The 21965-nt window shown below is 66.7% G+C and carries 21 protein-coding genes, 1 tRNA gene and 2 pseudogenes; 12 read left to right on the top strand and 12 right to left on the bottom strand.

What is annotated here, in order from left to right:
• Positions 1–57: 57 nt before the first annotated feature.
• Positions 58–1443: a trigger factor gene (tig, locus tag TPAU_RS07335; RefSeq protein WP_013126121.1), complete on the bottom strand. Its 1386-nt coding sequence runs from the start codon at positions 1441–1443 to the stop codon at positions 58–60.
• Positions 1444–1613: 170 nt separating this feature from the next.
• Here tig and TPAU_RS07330 point away from each other — a divergent pair, with 170 nt between their 5' ends.
• The 5 genes from TPAU_RS07330 (at position 1614) to TPAU_RS07310 (ending at position 5441) form a co-directional block, all read left to right on the top strand.
• Positions 1614–1997 carry a DUF1304 domain-containing protein gene (locus tag TPAU_RS07330; protein ID WP_013126120.1) on the top strand — a complete coding sequence of 128 codons (384 nt, stop codon included), beginning with the start codon at positions 1614–1616 and terminating at the stop codon, positions 1995–1997.
• 9 nt (positions 1998–2006) lie between these two features.
• A complete protein-coding gene (gene speG / locus TPAU_RS07325; RefSeq protein WP_013126119.1) occupies positions 2007–2525 on the top strand; it encodes a spermidine N1-acetyltransferase in 519 nt (172 codons plus the stop codon).
• Positions 2526–2633: 108 nt separating this feature from the next.
• On the top strand, positions 2634–3377 hold the full coding sequence (locus TPAU_RS07320) for a YoaK family protein (RefSeq protein WP_013126118.1): 744 nt from the start codon (positions 2634–2636) through the stop codon (positions 3375–3377).
• Between the two features lie 99 nt (positions 3378–3476).
• Positions 3477–4802 carry an MFS transporter gene (locus TPAU_RS07315; protein ID WP_049825958.1) on the top strand — a complete coding sequence of 442 codons (1326 nt, stop codon included), beginning with the start codon at positions 3477–3479 and terminating at the stop codon, positions 4800–4802.
• Positions 4803–5018: 216 nt separating this feature from the next.
• Entirely contained in the window at positions 5019–5441 is a 423-nt protein-coding gene (locus tag TPAU_RS07310) for a nuclear transport factor 2 family protein (RefSeq protein WP_013126116.1), read from the top strand.
• Positions 5442–5460: 19 nt separating this feature from the next.
• Here TPAU_RS07310 and TPAU_RS07305 read toward each other — a convergent pair.
• Together TPAU_RS07305 and TPAU_RS07300 are read right to left on the bottom strand one after the other, a co-directional pair.
• A tRNA-Pro gene (locus TPAU_RS07305) sits at positions 5461–5534 on the bottom strand.
• A 20-nt stretch (positions 5535–5554) separates the two neighbouring features.
• Positions 5555–6766, bottom strand: a complete 1212-nt coding sequence (locus TPAU_RS07300) for a benzoate/H(+) symporter BenE family transporter (protein ID WP_013126115.1) — start codon at positions 6764–6766, stop codon at positions 5555–5557.
• Between the two features lie 22 nt (positions 6767–6788).
• Between TPAU_RS07300 and TPAU_RS07295 the strand changes: the two genes are divergently transcribed.
• Positions 6789–7304 (top strand): helix-turn-helix domain-containing protein, encoded by a 516-nt coding sequence (locus TPAU_RS07295; protein ID WP_013126114.1) that lies wholly within the window; start codon positions 6789–6791, stop codon positions 7302–7304.
• Here the strand turns inward: TPAU_RS07295 and TPAU_RS22685 are convergent.
• The 4 genes from TPAU_RS22685 to TPAU_RS23295 are packed head-to-tail and all read right to left on the bottom strand — an operon-like array spanning position 7301 to position 10646.
• The gene (locus TPAU_RS22685; protein ID WP_013126113.1) at positions 7301–7828 is read right to left on the bottom strand and encodes a hypothetical protein; all 528 of its coding nucleotides are present in this window, start codon (positions 7826–7828) and stop codon (positions 7301–7303) included. The two genes, TPAU_RS07295 and TPAU_RS22685, sit on opposite strands and share 4 nt — an antisense overlap.
• 54 nt (positions 7829–7882) lie before the next feature.
• Positions 7883–8659 (bottom strand): ABC transporter ATP-binding protein, encoded by a 777-nt coding sequence (locus TPAU_RS07285; protein ID WP_013126112.1) that lies wholly within the window; start codon positions 8657–8659, stop codon positions 7883–7885.
• A complete protein-coding gene (locus tag TPAU_RS07280) occupies positions 8656–9699 on the bottom strand; it encodes a FecCD family ABC transporter permease (RefSeq protein ID WP_013126111.1) in 1044 nt (347 codons plus the stop codon). Before TPAU_RS07280 ends, TPAU_RS07285 begins: the two co-directional genes overlap by 4 nt.
• A complete protein-coding gene (locus TPAU_RS23295; RefSeq protein ID WP_013126110.1) occupies positions 9696–10646 on the bottom strand; it encodes an ABC transporter substrate-binding protein in 951 nt (316 codons plus the stop codon). The genes TPAU_RS07280 and TPAU_RS23295 overlap by 4 nt, the downstream gene beginning before the upstream one ends.
• Positions 10647–10681: 35 nt before the next feature.
• On the opposite strand from TPAU_RS23295, the gene TPAU_RS07270 reads away from it, so the two are divergent.
• Entirely contained in the window at positions 10682–11374 is a 693-nt protein-coding gene (locus TPAU_RS07270; protein ID WP_013126109.1) for a Type 1 glutamine amidotransferase-like domain-containing protein, read from the top strand.
• Positions 11371–12120, top strand: coding sequence for an isocitrate lyase/PEP mutase family protein (locus TPAU_RS07265; protein ID WP_013126108.1), 750 nt, complete (start codon positions 11371–11373; stop codon positions 12118–12120). Before TPAU_RS07270 ends, TPAU_RS07265 begins: the two co-directional genes overlap by 4 nt.
• Here the strand turns inward: TPAU_RS07265 and TPAU_RS23825 are convergent.
• Positions 12104–14048: pseudogene (locus TPAU_RS23825) on the bottom strand (S9 family peptidase). The gene TPAU_RS07265 and the pseudogene TPAU_RS23825 sit on opposite strands and share 17 nt — an antisense overlap.
• Positions 14049–14119: 71 nt before the next feature.
• Positions 14120–14632 carry a GNAT family N-acetyltransferase gene (locus tag TPAU_RS07255; RefSeq protein WP_013126107.1) on the bottom strand — a complete coding sequence of 171 codons (513 nt, stop codon included), beginning with the start codon at positions 14630–14632 and terminating at the stop codon, positions 14120–14122.
• Between the two features lie 251 nt (positions 14633–14883).
• Between TPAU_RS07255 and TPAU_RS07250 the strand changes: the two genes are divergently transcribed.
• On the top strand, positions 14884–16158 hold the full coding sequence (locus TPAU_RS07250) for an acyltransferase (protein ID WP_245537854.1): 1275 nt from the start codon (positions 14884–14886) through the stop codon (positions 16156–16158).
• 27 nt (positions 16159–16185) lie between these two features.
• On the opposite strand, the pseudogene TPAU_RS22310 reads toward TPAU_RS07250, so the two are convergent.
• From TPAU_RS22310 to TPAU_RS07235, 3 genes and pseudogenes are all read right to left on the bottom strand, one after another.
• Positions 16186–17277 (bottom strand): annotated as a pseudogene (locus TPAU_RS22310) (APC family permease); the annotation flags it as partial.
• Between the two features lie 188 nt (positions 17278–17465).
• The gene (locus TPAU_RS07240) at positions 17466–18785 is read right to left on the bottom strand and encodes a proline-rich domain-containing protein (RefSeq protein ID WP_013126104.1); all 1320 of its coding nucleotides are present in this window, start codon (positions 18783–18785) and stop codon (positions 17466–17468) included.
• An 81-nt stretch (positions 18786–18866) separates the two neighbouring features.
• Positions 18867–19289: a DoxX family protein gene (locus TPAU_RS07235; RefSeq protein WP_013126103.1), complete on the bottom strand. Its 423-nt coding sequence runs from the start codon at positions 19287–19289 to the stop codon at positions 18867–18869.
• 544 nt (positions 19290–19833) lie between these two features.
• Here TPAU_RS07235 and TPAU_RS22890 point away from each other — a divergent pair.
• From TPAU_RS22890 to TPAU_RS22885, 3 genes are all read left to right on the top strand, one after another.
• Positions 19834–20244 carry a hypothetical protein gene (locus tag TPAU_RS22890; protein WP_013126102.1) on the top strand — a complete coding sequence of 137 codons (411 nt, stop codon included), beginning with the start codon at positions 19834–19836 and terminating at the stop codon, positions 20242–20244.
• Between the two features lie 50 nt (positions 20245–20294).
• A protein-coding gene (locus tag TPAU_RS07220) for an IS3 family transposase (RefSeq protein WP_245537794.1) occupies positions 20295–21487 on the top strand; the annotation gives its coding sequence in 2 pieces (ribosomal slippage) (positions 20295–20579 and positions 20582–21487; 1191 coding nt in all).
• A 47-nt stretch (positions 21488–21534) separates the two neighbouring features.
• Positions 21535–21963, top strand: coding sequence for a hypothetical protein (locus TPAU_RS22885; RefSeq protein ID WP_013126101.1), 429 nt, complete (start codon positions 21535–21537; stop codon positions 21961–21963).
• Positions 21964–21965: the final 2 nt, after the last annotated feature.

Raw genomic sequence — 21965 nt, 5'->3', positions numbered from 1 at the left:
TCCGCTGAGGGCAGAAACGCCCCGCAGCCGTGTGACTGCGGGGCGTCTGTCCGGGGACTACTTCTCGTCGGCCTCGGTGGACTCGGCCTCGGCGGAGTCGGCCTCGGGCGCCTCGTCGGCGTCCTCGCGGTCGAACAGCGCCTTGGTATCGACGGGGTTGCCGTCGGCGTCCACGACCTTCACCTCGAGCACCACATCGGCGAGGCCCTTACCGCGGCGGACCTCCTGGAACAGAGCGGGCAGCTGGCCGGCCTGCTGGATCTGCGCGATGAACTCCTGCGGCTGCATGCCGTAGCGCTGCGACTGGAACAGGATGTGCTCCTGCAGCTCCTGCTGATCGACCTGCACGTCCTGCGCGTCGGCGATGGCATCGAGCAGCAGCTGCACCTTGACCTGCTTCTCGGCGGACTCCTGCGCCTGCTTCTCGAACTCCTCGCGGCTGGTGCCCTGCGCCTTGAGCGCGGTCTCGAGCAGCTCCTCGTTGTGGCCCACCTGGTGCAGCACATCGTGCACGTTGGCGTCCGCCTGCTCCTTGACCACGGCTTCGGGCAGCGGGATCTCGGTGGCCTCGATGAGCTTCTCCAGCACGGCGTCGCGGATCTCGGCGGCCTGGCTCAGCTTCTTGTTCTGCTCGACCCGGCCACGCAGGTCGTCCCGCAGCTCATCGACGGTGTCGAACTCGCTGGCCAGCTGGGCGAACTCGTCGTCGAGCTCGGGCAGCTCGCGCTCCTTGACCGAGTCGACGGTGACAGTCACCTCGGCCTCCTGGCCGGCGAACTCGCCGGCGACGAGGTTGGTCGTGAACTGCTTGGACTCGCCGGACTTGAGGCCGACGATGGCTTCATCGAGGCCGTCGATCAGGTTGCCCGAGCCCACCTCGTGCGAGAGGCCGGTGGTCTTGGCGTCCTCGACGTCCTTACCGTCGACGGTCGCCGACAGGTCGATGGTGACGAAGTCGCCCTCCTGGACGGGACGGTCGACGCCCTTGAGCGTGCCGAAGCGGGCACGCAGGCCATCGAGCTGCTCCTCGACATCGGCGTCGGTGACCTCGAGGCTGGGGACCTCGACCTCGATGCCCGAGTACTCGGGCAGGGTGACCTCGGGGCGCACGTCGACCTCGGCGGTGAAGGACAGGGCCTCGCCGTACTCGAGCTTCTCGATGTCGATCTCGGGCTGGCCCAGGGCCTTGACCTCCGAGTCGAGCACGGCCTGGCTGTACTTGCCGGGCAGCGCGTCGTTGATCACCTGCGAGAGCACGGCGTCGCGGCCGACGCGCGCCTCGATCAGCTTCGCGGGCGCCTTGCCCTTGCGGAAGCCGGGGATGTTCACCTGCTGGGCGAGGGCCTCGTACGCGCGCTCGAAATCGGGCGCGAGCTCGTCGAAGGGAACCTCGACACTCAGGCGGACGCGAGTCGGGCTCAGCTGCTCGACGGTGCTCTTCACTCGTTCTCCTCGGGTTGGTATCGGCAGGATGCCGCGATGATGGGCGGTTTCCTGCGGGCAGCACGAGGCCCCGTCGGGCCTACGGCACTCGGACCAGGGTACTCGACGGTGCTGCGGCTCCACAGCCCGGGCGGTGAGCCCGATCGCGGCCGATCGGCGATGATGTTCCGATGATCGTCCTGGGACTCGCCCTGGCCGCCGGCGCGGCACTCATCCATTGCTTCATCTTCTATCTGGAATCGATCGCGTGGACGTCGGCGCGGGCGCGCGCCGCGTTCGGGACCACCGAGGAGACCGCCGAGATCACCCGGCCCTTGGCCTTCAATCAGGGCTTCTACAACCTGTTCCTGGCGATCGCCGTCATCGCCGGTATCGCGGTGTTCGGAGCGGCACGGGCCGTGGGTGCCACGCTCGTCTACACCGGCCTCGTGTCGATGGTCGCGGCCGCGACAGTACTGGTGCTCTCGGACCGGACGAAGGCGCGCGCCGCGGCGGTTCAGGGCACCGCTCCCCTGCTCGCGATCGTCGTTCTCACCCTGGGTCTCGCGGCCTAAACTGGCGCCATGACCGTCCAGTTACGCGCGATGGAGCGCACGGACCTGCGGTTCGTGCACGGCCTGTTCAACGACCGGGCGGTGATGTCGTACTGGTTCGAGGAGCCCTTCGATGCGCTCGCCGAGATGGAGGACATCTACGAGCGGCACGTGCACGACGAGCGCGAGCGCCGGTTCATCATCGAGTCCAGTGGGGTACCCGTGGGCCTGGTGGAGTTGGTGGAAATCAACTTCATCCATCGCAAGTGCGAGTTCCAGATCATCGTGGCACCGTCGGCGCAGGGCAAGGGCTACGCGGGTATCGCGACCCGGAAGGCGCTCGACTACGCCTTCCGAATCCTCAACCTGCACAAGGTGTACCTGTTCGTGGATGTGGCGAACGAACGAGCCGCCCACGTCTACGAGAAGCTGGGATTCGTCGAGGAGGGCCTGCTTCGGGAGGAGTACTTCTCCAACGGCAGCTACCGGGACGCGCGATTGATGCGGCTGTTCCAGCGGGACTTCCTGGCATCGTCACCACCGGAGTGATCTTCGCCTCACTCACACTATGATGTGAACCAGCCCGCTTTGCGGGGACGCATGTGAACCTGTCCCGCCTGAACAGCGACCACCGTCCCGGATCGGTATCAACGGGACATGACAACCACCACGACGAACCTCCCGAAGCAGTCGGTCGTCTCCCGCGAGGCGGCGATCGGCGCCGATGCACGGCTCTCGTGGCTGCTGGCCGGCGTTGCCGGCATGGTGGGTGCCGTCGCCTTCCTGCATTCGGCCGGCTACTTCGTCACGTTCATGACCGGCAACACCGAGCGCGCAGTTCTGAGCTGGTTCTCGGTGTCGGACAAGGAGAAGGTGGCGGGCGCCGGAGCACTGGCGGCAACGGCGCTCATCGTGGCGTTCGTCGCGGGCGTGGTGGTGGCATCGTTCTGCCGGAGGTTCTTCTGGCACGGTCACCCGCACGGCCCGACGGTGCTGACCACGGTCGGGCTGCTCGCCGCGTCGGGACTGGACTTCTGGTTCGACGGTGTCGCCGAACCCGAGGTGCGATTCGTGCCGATCCTCATCATCACGTTCTCGCTGGGCGCACTCAACACGTCCTTCGTGAAGAACGGCGAGGTCTCGGTACCCCTGTCCTACGTGACCGGGACCCTGGTGAAGTTGGGTCAGGGGATCGAGCGGCACGCGTCCGGGAACGGGACGGTGTACGACTGGCTCGGCTACGCGTTGGTGTACGTGGGATTCCTGCTCGGCGCGGCGGTCGGCGGCGTGGTCGGCTCGATCTTCACCGGGCCACAGGTGATCCTCGCGGCAGGCGTCCTGTGCGGCATCACCACCCTGGTCACGTTCTTCCATTCGGATCGTCGCGCGATCCTGGGGTGACACACGGCCGCGCCCCGATCAGGACCGCCCGCCGGCGCCCCGCGATCACGGCGAGTGCAATCAGTGACTTCACCGGCCGCGGCCCGTAGCTTCCGCTCGGTGAGTACCGCCACCGCCGATCTCGATCCGGGCCCCACCGCGCCCGACCACACACAGCTGCGCCGGGTGATCGCCGCATCGCTGCTCGGGACCACCGTGGAGTGGTACGACTTCTTCCTCTACTCCACGGCGGCTTCGCTGGTGTTCAACAAACTCTTCTTCCCGGACACGAGTTCGTTCGTGGGCACCATGTTGAGTTTCGTCACCTTCGCGGTGGGTTTCGTGATGCGACCGATCGGCGGACTGGTGTTCGGGCACATCGGTGATCGGATCGGACGCCGGCAGACCCTGGCGCTCACGATGTTGCTGATGGGTGTGGCGACCGCACTGATGGGGGCGCTACCCACCGCTGCGCAGGTGGGCGTTCTGGCTCCGATCCTGCTGTTGATCCTGCGAATCGTGCAGGGTTTCGCTCTCGGCGGCGAGTGGGCGGGCGCGGTACTGCTGGCGGTGGAGCACGCGCCCTCGGGGAAGAAGGGACGCTTCGGTTCCGTCCCGCAGGTGGGGCTCGCCCTCGGTCTGGGTTTGGGGACCGCCGTTTTCGCGCTCTTGCAAACCGTGTTCGACGACGATCAGTTCCTCCGGTTCGGCTGGCGCATCGCGTTCGCGGTGTCGATCGTGCTGGTGATCATCGGCATCGTGGTGCGGCTGGCGGTCGACGAGACGCCGGCGTTCGTGGCGGCGAGGGCGTCACTGGACACCACCCGAACACCACTGCGCCAGCTGCTCGGCGATCCGACGTTGCGGCGCAACACGATCGCCGGATGCCTCGCACGGTGGGCGGAGGGCAGTGCGTTCAATGCCTGGGGCGTCTTCGCGATCACTTACGCCACCGCAACGCTCGCGATGAACAAGGTCGAGGTTCTACTGGCGGTAACCCTGGCGGCACTGGTGATGGCGGTCGTGATCCCGGTCGGCGGTGTGCTCGTGGATCGCTACGGGGCAGGCCTGATCTACGGAATCGGAGTGGCGCTCTACGGATTGGCCGTCTTCCCGGTATTCGCACTATTCGGCACCGGATCGATCGTGTGGTTCACGGTGGGACTGGTGGTGGTGTTCGGATTCGTCCACGGAGTCTTCTACTCGGCCCAGGGCACGTTCTTCGCGGGCCTGTTCCCCACCGAGGTGCGGTACACGGGCCTGTCGGTGGTCTATCAATTCTCGGGTATCTACGCTTCCGGCCTCACTCCGCTGATTCTGACCGCCCTGATCCACGGCGCCGACGGTGCGCCCTGGTCCGCCGCCGGTTATCTGGCTGCGACAGCAGTGGTTTCGGTGGCCGCGACAGTGTGGATCCGTCGGCGGGTGACAGCCGCCGTTCGATAATCGATTTCGGAGTCCGTTCACGATCTGCTAGAGTGTTCGATAGATCTGGAGAGCGTGACTGTAAACCGCTCACCGATACAGAGGCCGGGGTGCGTTACAGGCGCCACCGGCCTCGTCCATATCCGTGGTCCGGAAAGACGCGCATCAACCGGTCGACGACCGGCACCGGCGCGGCGGCGTTGACCTCGACATCAGTTGAGGTCATAGCGTCGGGGAATGACCAATCGACCGGCACGCGCGAACCTCGATACCTCCAACCCAGCAGCCGCTACGGTGATCACCGATCTGATCGCTACCTTGCAGTCCGGCTTCGATTCCGGCGATGCGGATCGGTACGACGCGTTCTTCGCGGCAGACATCCTGTGGGGCACGCCAAAGGGGCAGTGGGTGTCCGGGTTCACCGATCTGAACGAGGCGCACCATCGGATGATGAATGGCGTTCCCGTCCAACCCGAGTCCCGGTTCGAGCTGATCAACGCGATCAGCCCCGCCCCGGGCGTGGTCGTCGCTCAGATCCGCCGATCAGCCCTCAATGGCCGGTTCAGCGAGGTAGCGATGTACGTGCTCGTGCGCCGCGGTGATCACTGGTGGCTCGCCGCCGCCCAGAACACACCTGTCACGAACACCCTGCCCTCGTGACCACCACACTGACGAATTGTCGGGATGACAGGATTTGAACCTGCGACCCTTCGCTCCCAAAGCGAATGCGCTACCAAGCTGCGCCACATCCCGCGATCGCGTGCGCGACCAGCCTAGACAGTACCCTCTGGTCGCCTCACGCCGAGCACCCAGTACACCGCGATGCCCACAACCAGGGCCCAGAAGGCAGATCCGATCCCGGCCACCGTCGTCCCCGACGCCGCGACGATGAAGGTCACCGCAGCGGGTACCCGAGCATCGTCGTCGGCCATGGCGCCTGCGCACGCGGCGGCGAATGCGCCGACCAGCGCCACGCCCGCCACGGCCTGCACCACCCCGCCGGGCGCTGCGAGCACGGCGGCGGTCAGGCCTGTACTCAACACGCCGAGCACGAGGTATCCGAGCCCCGCCGACACGCCCGCGATCCAGCGGCGCGATCGATCGTCACCCGCATCGGGACCCGCCGCTAGCGCGGCACTGATCGCGGCCAAGTTGATCGCGTGACCGCCGAGGGGCGCACCGAGTACCGACCCCACCCCGGTCACCGTCAGCGCGGGCCGCCAGGGCACGGTGTAGCCGTACGTCGACATCACCGCAACGCCAGGAATGTTCTGCGAGGCCATGGTCACGATGTACAGCGGCAACGCCACACCGGTGAGCGCCTGCAGGCTCCACGCGGGCGTGGTCCACTCCAGATGGGGCAGCATCGCCGAGACCGCGGGCACCGACGACGATCGCACCAACGACACCCCGATCACCGCCAGCGCCGTCACGAACGCGGCCGGAACCGCCCACCGCGGGCGCACTTTCAACAGAACCAACCACACCACGAGGACAGGTGCCACCGCCACCGGATGTGTCGACAGCGCAGACACCGGTGCCAGGCACAGCGGAAGCAGCACCCCGGCCAGCATCGCTTGCGCGATCGGAGCCGGAATCCGTTGCACAAGCGATGCCAGCGCAGGCCACAGCCCCGTCAGCACCAGAAAGGCACCGCACACCACGAACGCACCCACCGCCGCGGGCCAGCCGCCCGCCACCGCTCCGGTGCTCACCAGCAGCGCGGCACCGGGCGTCGACCAGGCGACCGTGATCGGCATCCGGTAGCGCCAGGACAGCAACACGGTGCTCGCACCCATCGTCACCGTGACGGCGAGCAGGCCCGAAGCGGCCTGACCCGGGGTCGCACCGACCGCCCGCAGTCCCGCGAGAACCACGGCGAAAGCTGAAGTGAAGCCGACCAGGGCGCACACAACACCCGCTCCGATTGGCACCGCGGCCGCTACGTTCGCCGGCCGTGGCGTTCCGATTACAGAACGTTCCATGAACAGAACGTAGCATGGACGCATGCCCTCCCCCGATGTCGGCGGCCGCCTGCGTGAGCTCCGCAGCGAACGCGGCCTCAGCCTGTCCGAACTCGCACGCCGCGCGGGCGTCGGCAAGGGATCGCTATCCGAGATCGAAGCCGGAGGTCGCAACCCCACCGTCGAGACGCTCTACTCCCTCTGCGGCCCGCTCGATGTTCCGCTCACCGCATTGCTCGGCGAGTCCCCCGGAACGGACAGCACGGCACACGGCGGCATGCGGACGGTCCTGCTCTCGGTGCGGCACCTGCCGCACGTCACCGTCGAGGTCTTTCGCCTGGAGTTCCCGGAGAGCTCAGATCACACCTCGCCCGGCCACGGGCCAGCGGTCCGCGAGCACCTCACGCTGGTCGACGGAGCCTTGCTCGTCGGTCCCGTCGGCGACGAAACCGTGGTGCGGCAGGGTGATTCATGCATCTGGACCAGCGACGGCCCACACCGCTTCGCCGCGATCGACGGTCCTGCCGAGGCCGTCGTCGTGATCACGACGCCGCGTTAGAACGCGCGTGCCCCCGTGGTGCTGACGAACATGCCGTGCCCGGTTCCGTTGTTGGTGAACCGGGTTCCCTCGAAGGAAGCCTCGATGGTCCAGCCCCGAGCGGTGTACGTGGCGTAGTCGAGTGTGGCGGGATTCACGACGCCGATGTCACCGAGCACATAGGTGAGCGTGCCGTCGCGGCCAACGTTGACGCCATTGGCACGATCGCCCGTCTCGGTCTTCGGTCCGGGCTTGTCGAATTCAAGCTGGCAGCCGGCGCCGGTCGTGCTCACCCGGCAGCGCGCTTTGCCGCTCTTGGTCTGCATGAACGTGTAGCCGTTCCCGTTATCGGGGATCGCGATCGGCACTGACGTGGCGCGGCTGCTCGGCGGCGCCGTCGACGAGGGGGTCGGCGCTGCCGTCACGGTCTCGGTGACCGGCGTACCGGGCTCCGGCACCGCATCACCGCTCACCGTCGACGAACACCCGGTCAATGCCACCGCACCGACGGCCAGCGCCGCCACCGCGTAGAACCGTGCGCCCACAGGCGACCTCCTCGTGTTCCGACCCATCCGTACGTTGCGACCTCTCCGACGAGCCTAGGTGCTCGGACGCTCCAAGCCGAGGATCGGCCGTCCGTCCGGCCCCGTCGTGACGTGCACACGGGCACCGAAGTGCTCTGCGATCAGTGCGGCGGTCAACACCTCCGAAGCCCCGCCGGAGGCCGCGACCTTCCCGGATGCCAACAGCACCAACCGATCTGCATACTGTCCCGCCAAGGTCAGATCGTGAATAGCGGTGACCACGGTGAGACCATCGTCACGGCGCAGCGTGTCGAGCAATTCCATCGTCTGCTGCTGATGACCGATGTCGAGGGCCGTGGTGGGCTCGTCGAGCAGCAGCACCGGCGCCTGCTGAGCGATGGCGCGAGCCAGGACGACCCGTTGCCGCTCGCCACCCGATAGTCGGTCCAGATCCCGGGAGGCGAAGTCGCCCAGTTCCAATCGATCAAGTACGTCTGCCACGATCCGGCGGTCCTTCGCACCCTCGCGACCGAGGTACGGAATATACGGCGAACGTCCGAGAAGGGCGTATTCGCGCACTGTCATACCCGGGGGCAGATTCGGCGACTGCGGCGCGTACGCGATCAACCGGGCCCGCTTGCGCGGGGCGAGCCCACGCAGATCGGCACCGTCGACGGTGACCCGCCCCTGCCTCGGGACCAGGCCGAGCGCGGCCCGCAGTAACGTCGACTTCCCTGCCCCATTGGGCCCGATCACCGCGGTCCACTCCCCCGACGAGGCACCGAGCGTGACCCCGCGCAGCACCGGACGGCCGTCGAGCTGCACAGCGAGGGAATCGATCTCGATGCTCATGCTTCGCCCCGTGCCCGCATCGCCCGCAACACCACAACGAAGAAGGGACCGCCGACGAAGGCGGTGACGACGCCCAGCGGGAGCTCCCCCGGTGCCACGACCGTACGTGCGATCACATCGGCAACCTCCAGGAACGCCGCTCCGCCCACCAGAGACAGCGGCAGCACCACCCGATAGGACGACGATCGCGCGACCCGCCGGACCACGTGCGGAACCACGATGCCCACGAACCCGATCAGCCCACCGATCGCCACCGCACACGCGGTCGCCAGCGATGCGGCGACCAGCACCACCAGCCGCACGCGGCGCGACGAGATCCCCAGCGAGGTGGCCTCGTCGTCCCCCACGGCCAGTACGTCCAGCAGCCGGCCGTGGAGCACGAGCACGAGCACGGAAGCCGCCGCATACGGCGCGACCGCGAGCAGCAGCGGGCCGTCGGCCGATCCAACGCCGCCGAGCACCCACGAGTAGATGCGTTGCAGCTCCCGCGAATCGAGCTGCATGAGGAAGGTCTGCACCGCGCCGAGGAACGCGGAGACGGCGACCCCGGCGAGCATCAGGGTGGCCGACCCGCCGCCGCCAGCTGTACTCCCCAGCAGGTACGCCAGTACCACTCCGGTGAGTGCGCCGACGAACGCGGCCACCGGGACCGTCGCCGCCGGGTTACCGGGGAGCAGCGCGATCGTCGCCGTGGCTCCCACGCCGGCACCCGCCGCGGCGCCCAGCAGGTACGGGTCGGCGAGCGGGTTCCGGAACACCCCCTGGTAGCCGGCGCCCGCGATAGCGAGCAGACCGCCCACGAGCGCCGCTGCCAGAACCCGCGGTAGCCGCACCTCGATGAGTATGTTCCGATCCAATCGCGAGAGTCCGGAATCAACGTGCACGAAGGGCAATCGATCTGCGAGCTCCCACAGAACCCCGCGCAGCGGCAGATCCGCCGCACCCACGAGGAGCCCGAGCACGGTGGATGCCACCAGCACCATCACCGCGATGATCAGGGTGGCCGGGCGCAGGCCGGAGACGCGCGACGGTGCGGTCACCGCCCGGCCGGAACTTTCCGCGCGGCGTCTGCCACGGCGTCTCCGACTGCACGGTAGAAGTCGGGCAGGCGCGGACCCCAGCGGGAGGTGATGTCGGCGTCCAGGGAGATCACGCCACCGTCCCGAACTGCCCGCAGCTCTCCCCATCCCGGACGCTGGGCCACGGTCGCAGGCCCTTGCCCGCAGCACTGCGCGTCGGCGAGGAAGATCAGATCGGGGTCGGTCTGCAAGAGGGTCTCGCGGGAGAGCTGTGGGTAGCCCGAGCGCTGGGTATCGGCCTCGTCGGCGACGTTGCGCAGTCCGAAGGCTCCGTACACCTGGCCGATGAAGGTCGACGAGGTCACGGTGAACAACTGTGGGTCGAGTTCGTGGAAGTAGCTGAGCTGCCGGGCGGGTCGCGGCGCTGCGGCGAGGGTGGCTTCGATGGAGGAACGCATGCCTGCGACGACGCGCCGTGCCTCCATCGTCTTCCCCACGGCGTCACCGAGGTCGAGAATCTGTTCATAGGCCTGGTCGATGTTCTTCGCCGCCGGCTCGACCAGCACTGGTACGCCCAGCCTCCCCAGCGCGGCGACGATGCCGTCCTGATCGCCGGAGACCACCACGAGATCGGGGCGGTAGCCGGCGATGGCCTCGACATTCGGCTTGAAACCGGAGAGTTTGGTGCGCGGCGCCTGCGCGGGATACGTGGATTGGTCATCGACCGCCACTACCTGATCACCGGCGCCGATCGCGAACAACGTCTCGGTGTGCGTCGGGGCCAGCGAGACGATGCGGCGAGCGTTCGCCGGCACTTCGACGGGGCCGTTGGCGGCATCGACCGTGATCATCGACCGGCTCGCGTCGGACTGCTCGGCGGCCCCTCCGCATCCGGTCACCGCCAGGACGAGTCCCACCAACACTCCGATCACGCCGACCGGGCGCTGGATCCCTCTGCGTGTGACCATGCCCCACAGTCTTGCAAACCCCGTAGTCTGCGGCCATGAACCTGCTGTTGCTATCTCTGAACGCCGGCGCCCTGCCGGAGTTCCTCCTGCGACACACCGGCCAGCGCCCGAGCGGACTCCGCCTCGGCTACATCGACGACGCGACCCGACTGGTGGCCGATGCACCGTATAACGCTTTCGAGTGGAATCAACTGACCGAACTGGGATTTCGGCTTACGCGGATGTCGGTGCGCAGGTACGCCGATTCCCGCGACTTCGATTCGGACCTCGATTCGGTCGACGCCGTGTATCTCGCTGGGGGCCATACGTTCGCGCTGCTCGGCTCGCTACGGAGCAACGGCACCGGCGAGGTCCTCACGCGCCGCGTACGGTCCGGATTGCCTTACGTGGGGCTCAGCGCCGGGTCCGTGGTCGCCGGGCCCACCATCGAACCCGTCGCCCCGCTCGACGATCCGAACGAGACACCCGAGGTCACCGACTACACCGGTCTCGGCTTGGTGGACACCGTCGTCATCCCGCACGCCGACGGCGCGCTGCCCCCGTATCCGCGGTCCCTGATCGACGAGGTGGTCGAGACCTACGGGCGATCGGTACCCGCTGACCCGCGTCAACGACGACCAGGCTCTGCTGGTCGAAGACGGTGTGGCGAGCCTCATCCCGTCTCGAATCACATAACGGCTGCAAAGGTCTTCCCGCCGCCGCGTTCTCCGGGTAGACAGTGGGTATGAGCGATCTCGCCGCACTCGCGTCCGCACTCAAGTCACTGCACGTCAAGGGCGACCCGGTGGTCCTTCCCACGGTATGGGACGCCTGGTCGGCGAGGTCAGCCTCCTCACGATTCGCGGCGCTCACCGTCGGCAGCCATCCTCTCGCCGAGTCGATCGGCCGCGCCGACGGCGAGGGCATGACCTTCTCCGAGGCGATGTCCCGGGTCTCGGAGATCACCCGCGCGGTTCACGTGCCCGTGTCCGTCGACATCGAATCCGGTTATGGCGAGCCACCCGCCGTGCTGATCGACGGGTTGCTCGCCGCCGGTGCCGTGGGCCTGAACATCGAGGACACCGTGCATAAGGACGGCGATCGGCTGCGCGATCCGCAGGAGCACGCCGATCTGATCGCCGCACTCCGCGCCGCGGCCGATGCCGCCGAAGTACCGGTGGTCATCAACGCCCGCACCGATGTGATCCTCCGCAAGATCGGCGATCCGGCAGGCCGGGTCGCCGATGCGATCGCCAGGCTCACGTTGTGCGCCGAAGCCGGTGCCGACTCGCTGTATCCGGTGGGGTACCACGACGACGAGGTGCAACGCCGCCTCGCCGATGAACTGCCTTTGCCGGTGAACGCCATCGCGCACCCGGCCACCGGCGATCTGGCACACCTCGCATCCCTGGGCGTGGGCCGGATCAGCTTCGGCCCGTTGCTGCAATCGGCGCTGGCCGAGCGGGCCGCGGAGCTGTTCACGCGCTGGGAGTGACCCGCGCCGCCTTTCCGGTGCGCAGGTGCTGCTCGAAGTGCTCGTCGATCAGCCGGTACATGGTGAACAGATTCTCGGGGTTGGTGAAGTGATGGCCCTCGTCCTGCGCCACGAAGTACTCAACGGGCACACCCCTCGCACGAAGCGATTCGACGATGGCATCGGACTCCGTCTGCCGCACCCGGACATCGTTGGCGCCCTGCAACACCAGCAGCGGAGTGCGGATCTCGTCGACTTTCTCGATCGGTGAGCGGGCCAGCATATCGGCCCGCTGTTCGGGAACGTCGGGATCGCCGGCGTAGGTGATCCAGCTGTTCTGCAGGTGCGGACGCACGAAGGGCGGCAGGTCCTCCATGAACTTCACCAGGCTGGAGACGCCCACGTAGTCGACTGCGGCCGCGAAGTAGTCGGGCGTGGACGTGACCCCCACCAGGGTGGCGTAGCCGCCGTAGGAACCGCCGAAGATGGCGATCCGATCCGGGTCGGCGTAGCCCTGGCCGACGGCCCACTCGGCGGCGTCGATCAGGTCGTCCTGCATCGTTCCCGCGAGCTGCTTGATCGCGGAGGTGATGTGCCGGCGTCCGTAGCCGGTGGACCCGCGGAAGTTGACCTGGAGCACGGCGTAGCCGCGGTTGGCCAGGAATTGCACCTCGTTGCTGAAGTTCCACAGGTCGTGCGCCCAGGGCCCACCGTGTACCAGCAACACCAGCGGCAGGTTCGCCGGCTCTTCGCCGACCGGAAGCGTGAGGAAGCCGTGCAACGGAAGCCCGTCGCGGGCGGTGAGGTGCACCGCCGTCATCGGCGCGAGATCGGCCGGGTCGAGCGACGGGTGCGCTCGGAACAGCAGCCGGCTCTCCCCCGTGCCGTGGTCGTAGAAGTAGGTGGCGCCCGGGTCTCGATCGTGCAGGAAGCTCACCACCCATCGCTGCTCGGTCTCGTCGGAGGAGACCGCCCCGACAACCCCGTCGGAGAGCTTCGACAGTTCCGCGTACACCTCAGCGAAGTGCGGGTCGATCGGCTCGATGTGGGGCCGGTCGCCCACGAACCGGGCCGCGGTCACGTCGCCGGTGCGACTGCTCAGGAACACGGTTTCGGGGTAAGCCGAAGTCCTCCGATGCCCAGCCCATGGTGCACAGGTTCCGGCCCGGCAGGGCCGCGAGCTCTGTCTGCTCGCCGGAGTGGTCGACGCGCACCAGGCGCGTCTCGTCGATGCCGTCCTGGTGCATGCCGATGATCAGGGCGTCGCCGTCGGCGCTCGGGAACATCGGATACGGGCCGATCGGGTACTCGGGGCCGTTCAGGCGCAGGATCAGCCGCCGCTCCCCCGACTCGTCGATCGCGTAGAACTCGTGATCGCCGTTCTCGGCCTGCTTCGAGAAGAACCGCTCCTCGGTCTCTCGGCCGAAGACGGTGCCGGCCAGACTGTCGGCGGGACTCTCTCGGACCAGCGTCGTCTCCCCGGTCGCGATCTCGACGGTGTACAGGCCGAAGACCATCGGGTCCGGGTTCATCCCCACGAGCAGATGCCCGGGCTTGGTGCGCATCAGATCGGCGCCCACCACCCGGGAGCCCGGCGCCATGGGGGTGAGATCGACGGCGGGGTCCTCGGGGGCGTCGAGGTCGACGCGGTAGATGTGCCAGTCCTCGTTACCATCGGTGTCCTGGCGGTACAGGAGCCAGCGGGGATCGTCGGTCCAGTAGTAGGTCTTGATGCCCCGGCGCTCGTCGCGGGTCACGCACACTGCCTCGTCGTGGGTCTCTTCGATACCGCGGACCCACACCTGGGTGCGTCCATATTTCGGTGCGAGATAAGCGATCCGGTTCCCACCGGGCGAGATCGAGGCGCCGGAGAACTCCGGGTCCGCGAAGAACTCCTCGACCTCGATCCGGCGGGGTCGAATGGCTCCGGTGGGTGTCGTGGCGGTCATGGCGGCTCCCTTTCGTCGCTGTCGACATCCATGGGAAACCATGCCGTCGGGGCACAGTCAAGGAGCGGCGATCAGCTCTCTCGCACCATCCGGAGCTCGTGGCAGGCCCAGGCCTGATCGTGCTGCTCGGCACCGTCGAGTTCGAAGCCGTGTTTGCGATAGAAGGCGAGTGCGCGCTCGTTCCCTGCGGCCAGCCATAGGTAGGCCGGCGTGCCTGGCGTGAGCACCGCGTCGAGCAGTGCGGCGGCGGCGCCCGTCCCGTGGTGTGCGGGAAGCAGGTTGAGGGACCACAGCTGGGTGGTGGTCGGCGCCGGGGCGTCGCGGGCCGGCCCACCGGTGGCCATCCCGACGATCTCGCCGCTCGCGATGTCGACGACGCAGCGGGTCCGGATACCGCGCGCTTCGGCGTCCTCCGCTTGCGCGATGATCGCCTCCCAGCCCGGTACGCGGTCCGCGGGAGTCAGTCCTTCGAGCCGGGCACCGTCGACCATCCCCGGGTAGGTCGCCTTCCAGACGGCGACGTGCACTACGGCGAGGCGAGCGGCGTCGCCCTCACGAACACGACGGATCTCGTACGCGGTCATGCGTAGATCGTGTCCGCCGCGGCACACGGTTTCAAACGATTACGCACCTCACCGCACGCCGATAGTGGTATCTCACATGTATTCGAGTAGGATTTCTCACCAACGAATCGAGAAGTCCAGGGTGAAGACGCAGCCCAGGGCGCGTGGCACGCGGGTGGAGCAGAACGTCGATACACGATAAGAAGTCACAAGCGTCCCCCGGCCAGGCTCCCGTCAGCGCGAAGCCCCGCAGGGCACTCACCGCTGACCTGGTGCGCGTACTGCTCTTCACGGGTGTGGTGGTCGCACACTGCGTGAACTACATCAACTTCACGCCCGACGTGGTGCGGCCGGCCGGGCTTCTCGCAACGCTGCTGCACCTCACGCGCTACGGATTCGTGGCGGTCACTCTCTTCGTCCTCGTGCTCAGCATGCGCGGGCGCGAGATGTCGCCCACCGAGTTCTGGCGCCGCCGCTTTGGGCTGGTCGTGGCTCCGTACCTGGTGTGGACGGTGGTCTATTCGTTCACCGATCATCTTCTGATCGAGGGAGATCCGTTCCCATCGCCCGGGAGGTTCGCCGGCGATATGGTGCGCACCGCGTTGACCGGCGATGCCAAGTACCAGCTGTACTTCCTCCTGATCTCGATGCAGATCTATCTGGTCTTCCCGTGGCTGGCCCGGTTCATGAAGCGCACATCGGGGCACCCCTGGATGGTGCTGTCCGCCGCGGCGGTCATCCAGTTGGCGGTGTTCGCCTTCTATCAGTACTTCCCGGAGCCCGAGGGGCGTGGGTGGGAGACGCTGTTCAACCACATGTGGAAGCTGCTGCCGATGTACGTGCTGTTCATCGCGATCGGCATGCTCGCCGCGCAGCACCAGGACGCAGTGTCGTCGTGGCTACGTGCGCGGGCGATCCCCGTAGTCATCGTGTGCGCCCTGGCCGCGACGTTCAGCATCGTCGCCTTCCTGCGCGCGACGGATCCCGGTGACGTTCCCGAGCCCGCCACATCGGCCTGGAATCCCACGCTCTTGCCGTGGCTCGTCGGGGGTCTTATCCTGCTGTGGCTCGCGGCGATGAAGTGGGACGACATGCGCTCGGCGGGACTGCCGGTCGGTGAACGCGTGGTCTCCTACGCCACTATCCGGGCGTTCGGCGCTTTCGCGGTGCACCCGCTCGTGCTCGACCTTCTGAACTACCTGGGCTTCTACCCGCTCCTCTACGAGTGGTTCCCGGGCTCGGCGATCCTGCGGACCCTGACGCTGGTCGCGGTGGTTCTCGCGATCTCTTTGGTGTTCATCGATACGGTGCTGCGGACCCCGATCAGTCGCTGGGTGGTGGCGCGGGACCGGATCCCGCTGCGCCGCCGCAGGCGCAATCCCGCGACGAGCTCAACAGCCGTTGTCGACGACGCCGAACACGTCGTTCCGGCGGCGACGGTACCGGGCCATGGACCCGACGAGCACGGCGAGGACGAGGGCGATCGTCCATGCGCCGGCGGTGAACTTCATGGCCAGCACCACCACGGCAGCGCTACCGGTCATTAGGGCGCCGAAGCCGTTGAGCGCGGCGCGCAGTTGCCAGTAGGTACCGCGCGCGAGTATCCAGTGCCGCACCATGCCGGCCTGGGCGATGGTGAAGCCGACGAACACGCCGATGGCGAACAAGGGAACGAGTGCGTTCATATCGGCGCCGGAGATCACCAGCAGGATCGCGGCGGTCGCGGCCAGCGCCAGCACACTCACGGTGTAGACGCCGCGCTCGTTGCGGCGACTGAGCGCGGCCGGCAGGTAGCCGTCGCGGGCAACCACGCACAGCAGCGTGGGGAGGCCGCCGAACGAGGTGTTCGCGGCGAGGGCGAGTAGCAACACAGTGGCGCCCTGCACCAGGAAGTACCCCACACCGTGGCCGAGTGAGCCCTCGGCGACCTGGGCGAGCACCGTCACTCCGTCCTGTGGGACCACGCCATACTGCTCGATGAGGGCGGCGATACCGAGCATCATGGAGCCGAGCAGGACACCCAGGATCACCTCGGTGCGCTGTGCGCGCCGCACTCGGGGTTGCCGGAACTCGGGGACGGCGTTTGCGATCGCCTCGACACCGGTGAGGGCGGAGCAGCCGCTCGCGAAGGCCTTGAGCAGCAGGAGGACTCCCACCGTCTGGGTGGCTTCGGGAGGCACGGCCGGGGCCATCGGCTGCCCGCCGGTGAGGAGGCCGACGGCGATCACGGTGAGTACCGATCCCACGAACAGGATGGTCGGGACGGCGAGCGCATATGCGCTCGCGGTGAGCCCGCGCAGGTTCAATGCGGTGATCACCGCGAGCACGAGGAGACTGATCTCCACCAGATAGGGCCGGGTCTCCGGGACCGCGGAGGCGAGCGCCGCGACGCCGGCGGCCACGGAGACCGCGACGTTGAGCACGTAATCGATCACGAGTGACGCTGCGGCGAGCAGTGCAGCGGGCCGACCGAGCCGGGCCCGAGCGACGCCGTAGGAGCCACCGCCCTGCGGGTAGGCCCGGATCACCTGCCGATAGGAGAACACCAGGACCACGAGCAGGACGACGATCGCCGCGCTCACGGGCAGGGTGAACCCGAGCCCGACGGTGCCGGCTGTCGCGAGCACGAGGGCGATCGCCTCGGGACCGTAGGCGACCGAGGCCATCGCGTCGAGGGACAGGCCGGCGAGTCCGGACGAGGTGGTCAGCCGACGCCGTTCGGGGGCGTCCAGCGGGGGTCGTTCGGTACGCAGCATCAGACTCACCGATCGAGTCTGCGGCCGCGTGGGGACGCCGAGTGCCACCCTGACGGTTCCTTGACGTCAAGGAACCGTCAGGAATATCTACACCGAGATCACAACGGCCGCTGCGGCATCCACACCGCCGGTCCGATCGGGATACCGGTCTGCGTCTGGTGAACGGAGGCGGATTGCAGCACCAGGTCGAACCGCTCCGTGCGCATGCGCTGGTCGGTGTAGAGCAGTGTCTGCACAGCCGAGAGGAAGGGCATGGTGATGATGCTGCCGATTACGCCGGCGATCGCGGTGAGTCCGAGCCCCAACACCGACGAGCCGGTGATGTTGTCGAGCGAACCATCGCCCGCCGAGAAGATGGTGCCAACACTGAAGGGAATCGCGATGATGCCCGCAACGATCGAGGTGATCAGATACGTGAGCACCAAGATGCCGAGGAGGCGCCAGTACCCTGGTCGTTGCAGCTGGAATCCTCGTCGCAGCGAATCGATCGGACCCCGGCCTTCGAGCACGACCGCCGCCGTCGCCAGGGCGAAAGCGGGCATCAGGCCCAGCATGACGACGAAGACGAGAACGAGTCCGAGAACCGCCAGGATCGCCGCGGCCGCCCAGCTGCCGCCGAGCACCAGCACCAGCATCGCGATCAGCAGCATGGTGGGAACCAGGTAGATCAGTCCCTGGATCACGACCAGTCCGATCAAGGGCCACAGGCGGGGCTTGAGAGCACGCCAGGCCGATCCAGCATCGGTCCTGTCGCCGAGAACCGATCTCGCCACCACCACCGTGAGCATGCCGGTGAGGATCGTCGTCGCGAGCGCGGTGATCAGCGACATGCCGAGCGAGACAGCCAGTGACGCCATGGAGTTCGCGAGAATCGCGGAGTCATCGTCGGAACCGGTATCGACCGACACAGCGGTGAGCGGGATCTGAGCCAGAAACGTGAGGACCTGGGACACCACCACGATGATCGCGGTGAACCCGATCATCACACCGGGATTCGCACGGATCGCCGCGAACGCTCCGTTGTAGATCTCCCCCACGTTGAGCGGTCGGAGAGGGATGGAACCTGGTTCCGGGGCCGACGGTGCGCCCCAGCCGTAGTAGCTCGGTGGGTAGCCCGGCTGGCCGTAGCCGGGAGGGACCTGTCGCGGCTGCGGATATCCGGCCTGGTAGCCCGACGGTGCGCCGTGGCCGGACTGTGGGGAGCCCTGACTGGGGTTCGGGAATCCTTGCGGCAGGTAACCCCGGTACTCGGCGTGCGGATACCCGGGCTGCGGCGGGACGGGCCCCGATGCCGGGTACCCGGCGTGCGACTCCGCCCCAGGATGGTGCGGCCATTGTGCACCGTCTTGCTGGACCTCGTTCGATGAGCCGGTCTGCTCGTGTCGGCCGGGGTCTGGGCTGCCATCGTTATTGCTCACGCAAGCATCGTGCCCGGCACGAACGATCCACACAAGTGAACTGCTGACCTCGCGCGCATCACCAGGTCGATGACGACGACGCTAGTCGATTCCGGCCGACCTCCGCGCAATGAGCGCATCAAGAGAGAGCGGCGACGGTGCCGCAATCGCAACAATGCCGATCAATCCCGCCGCGAGCGAGAGTGGGAGCGTCACCCCGTCGAAGAACCCTTTACTCAACCCCACCGAGAAGATCGCTCCGATCATGATTCCCACGAGAACCACCGAGGTTATGGGAATCGCGAAACCGACCACGAGCAGTACACCGCCCACGAGTTCCCCGAGACCTGCCACCCAGGCGGAAGTGGTAGGCATCGGCACACCTGAACTCGCGAATCCTGCTGCAACCGAATCGATTCCACGCACAAACACTTTCTGCCATCCATAGGCGATGAAGATCGCGCCGATGACGACCCTGGCGAACAACGCAGCGTACTGCCGGAGCTCGGATGAAACCGCAATCATAGTTTCCCCTCGTGAGGTCAAGGCGTGAAGTCGGGGCCTGCACACGAATGCCATACGAGATCGCGATTCGTGGTCGGATTCGAACGGCGGGGTACTCCACCTGGTGCGCCAAACGGTACCGATCGATTGCGCCAATTGCGACATCCGGTGCGCCATCTTCATACGGCCTTCATGTTGCGAAATCACACACGGAGTGATCTTCGAGAAGGACATTCGGCGGCTACGACGCGGCCGCCGATCGAAAACAGATCGGCGGCCGTCTCTGGAGCGGGTGACGGGAATCGAACCCGCGTAGCTAGTTTGGAAGCTATTTCGGAGGCTCCCGAGGGGTGGGACACGACCAGCCGAAAGCTACCTTTTTCGTTTCCGAACTCCCAGCTAGACAGGGCTTTTCGAGACGGCGACGGACGGACCGCGAACGGTTCGAGACGCGGGGAAACGCTTGCGTACGCGGCCCCAGCGCGGCCCCAGAAGCCTGATTCGAACGCGTGAGCGCTGAAGCTGACGACCAAAGATGTCTGCGCGATCGTCTATCGTCGCGTTCATGACATGGCAGCCGCTCTCGAGACGAAGCAAGGGACTAACTCCCGACGGTCCGTTCGAGGGTGTGCCAGCACATCTGAAGCCGGGCCTCATCTACTGGTTCCAGGGCATATCTGGATATCACAGCAACCGGATGGCCGGCGGCCACCTGCGAAGACTGGCAGTGCTCGTTCGTGCCGCCATCCCGATCCGGGCGGACGACTACGACACCATGGATCATTTGATCAAGCGCGCAGTTGAAGATGACGACTTCTTCTTGGACCTAGTTGACGGCGCCCTGCATGTCTGGGGGCCACAACTTGGGCGGACAGAGGCGCTAGCAGAAGTGCTGTCCGCTGGAGGTTCCGTCTGGCAGATCCACATCGATTCAGGCGGTGTCGGGTTACGGCGCCGGGGCCTGCTGCACGGGTAGGTGACATCTGATCTGTGGTGCCGAGGGGTGCCGCTGGAAGGATGTGCACTGTGCCTAAGCCGTATCCGAAGGAGTTCCGCGACGATGTGGTCCGTGTCGCGCGTAATCGTGAGCCGGGAGTCCGTCTCAAGCAGATCGCTGCCGACTTCGGCATTAGCGAGTCGTGCCTGATGAACTGGGTGAAGACCGCCGATGTCGAGGCCGGCTCCAAGTCCGGGAGCAGTGCGGCGCAGTCGGCGACCGAGAGGCAAATGCGTAAGCGGATTCGGCTCCTTGAGCAGGAGAATGAGGTCCTGCGTCGTGCGGCTGCGTATCTGTCGCAGGCGAACCTGCCGGGAAAATGATGTACCCGCTCGTGAAAGAGCTCGCCGACGACGGTGTTCCCGTCACGGTGTCGTGCCGGGTTTTGAAGCTCTCCCGTCAGCCTTACTACCGTTGGCTCGCCGCCCCGGTCCCCGCGACGGAGCTGGTCGAGGCGTATCGCGCGAACGCCCTGTTCGACGCCAGCGTTGATGATCCGGAGTTCGGTCACCGGTTACTCGCAGACGAGGCCCGCGCTGCCGGTGAGCCTATGGCGGACCGCACTGCGTGGCGGATCTGCCGCGACAACCGGTGGTGGAGCGTCTTCGGAAAGAAACGCTCGAGCAAGGGCGGCAAACCCGGGCCCGCGGTCCACGACGATCTATGCACCGTCACCGACGAGCACGGCAGGACTCGTCACCGGTTCACCGCAGATGCACCGAATCGGTTGTGGCTCACAGATATCACTGAACACAGGGCTCGGGAAGGGAAGCTGTATCTGTGTGCGATCAAAGATGCCTACTCCGGGCGGATCGTCGGCTACTCCGTCGACTCGAGGATGAAGGCCCGGCTCGCCGTCAACGCCCTCAACAACGCTGTCGCGATGCGCGGTGATGTCACCGGATGCATAGTTCATAGTGACAGAGGATCGCAATTCCGGAGCCGAAAATTCCGACGTGCCTTGGAATATCACGGACTACGCGGATCAATGGGCCGAGTCGCCTCCTGCGGCGACAATGCCGCGATGGAGTCGTTCTTCAGCCTGCTGCAGAACAACGTCCTCGACCGCCACTGCTGGGCCACCCGGCAGGAACTGCGGACCGCGATCATCACCTGGATCGAACGGACCTACCACCGCCGGCGCCGACAACGCCGCCTTGGACGATTGACACCCATCGCATTCGAGTCCACCATGAACCCGGCCGCGCCACACGCGGCCTGACCAACTTGTCACCTACCCGTGCAGCAGGCCCCCGGGTTTCGACTGAGATGTCTGCAGCGCTCGGCGGAGCGCTGATCACGTCTGACACTACCAGCGACGAACTTCGCGTGGCGTGGGCAAATGCCTTTGGCCGCAACGGCGATCCCTCCGACGCTTGGGATCACGCGATAAAGGCTCTAGAGGCTGCATTGATACCGGTGGTGACCCCAGGGAAGATCAACGCGACACTCGGGTCCGTTCTGGGCGAACTACGTGCAAACCAGGGCAACAAGTGGAGGTCGTGCTTCCCCGGTAAGGACGACGACCATAGTCCCACGCCCCTCGTGAAGACGCTCGAACAGATTTGGCCGAACATCGACCGTCATCAGGGCGGTGCCTCGCGTCCGCCGACGGAAGCGGAAGCTAGGTCCGTGGTCGCGCTCACTGCGGCACTCATCCAGGCGCACCGCGAGTCGCCACTCGTCTACAAGGTGTAGCG

Origin of the sequence: Tsukamurella paurometabola DSM 20162 (genome assembly GCF_000092225.1) — a bacterium.
GTDB lineage: Bacteria > Actinomycetota > Actinomycetes > Mycobacteriales > Mycobacteriaceae > Tsukamurella > Tsukamurella paurometabola.
The sequence above is the reverse complement of the archived record's forward strand: the minus strand, read 5'-3'. Positions and strand labels throughout refer to the sequence as shown.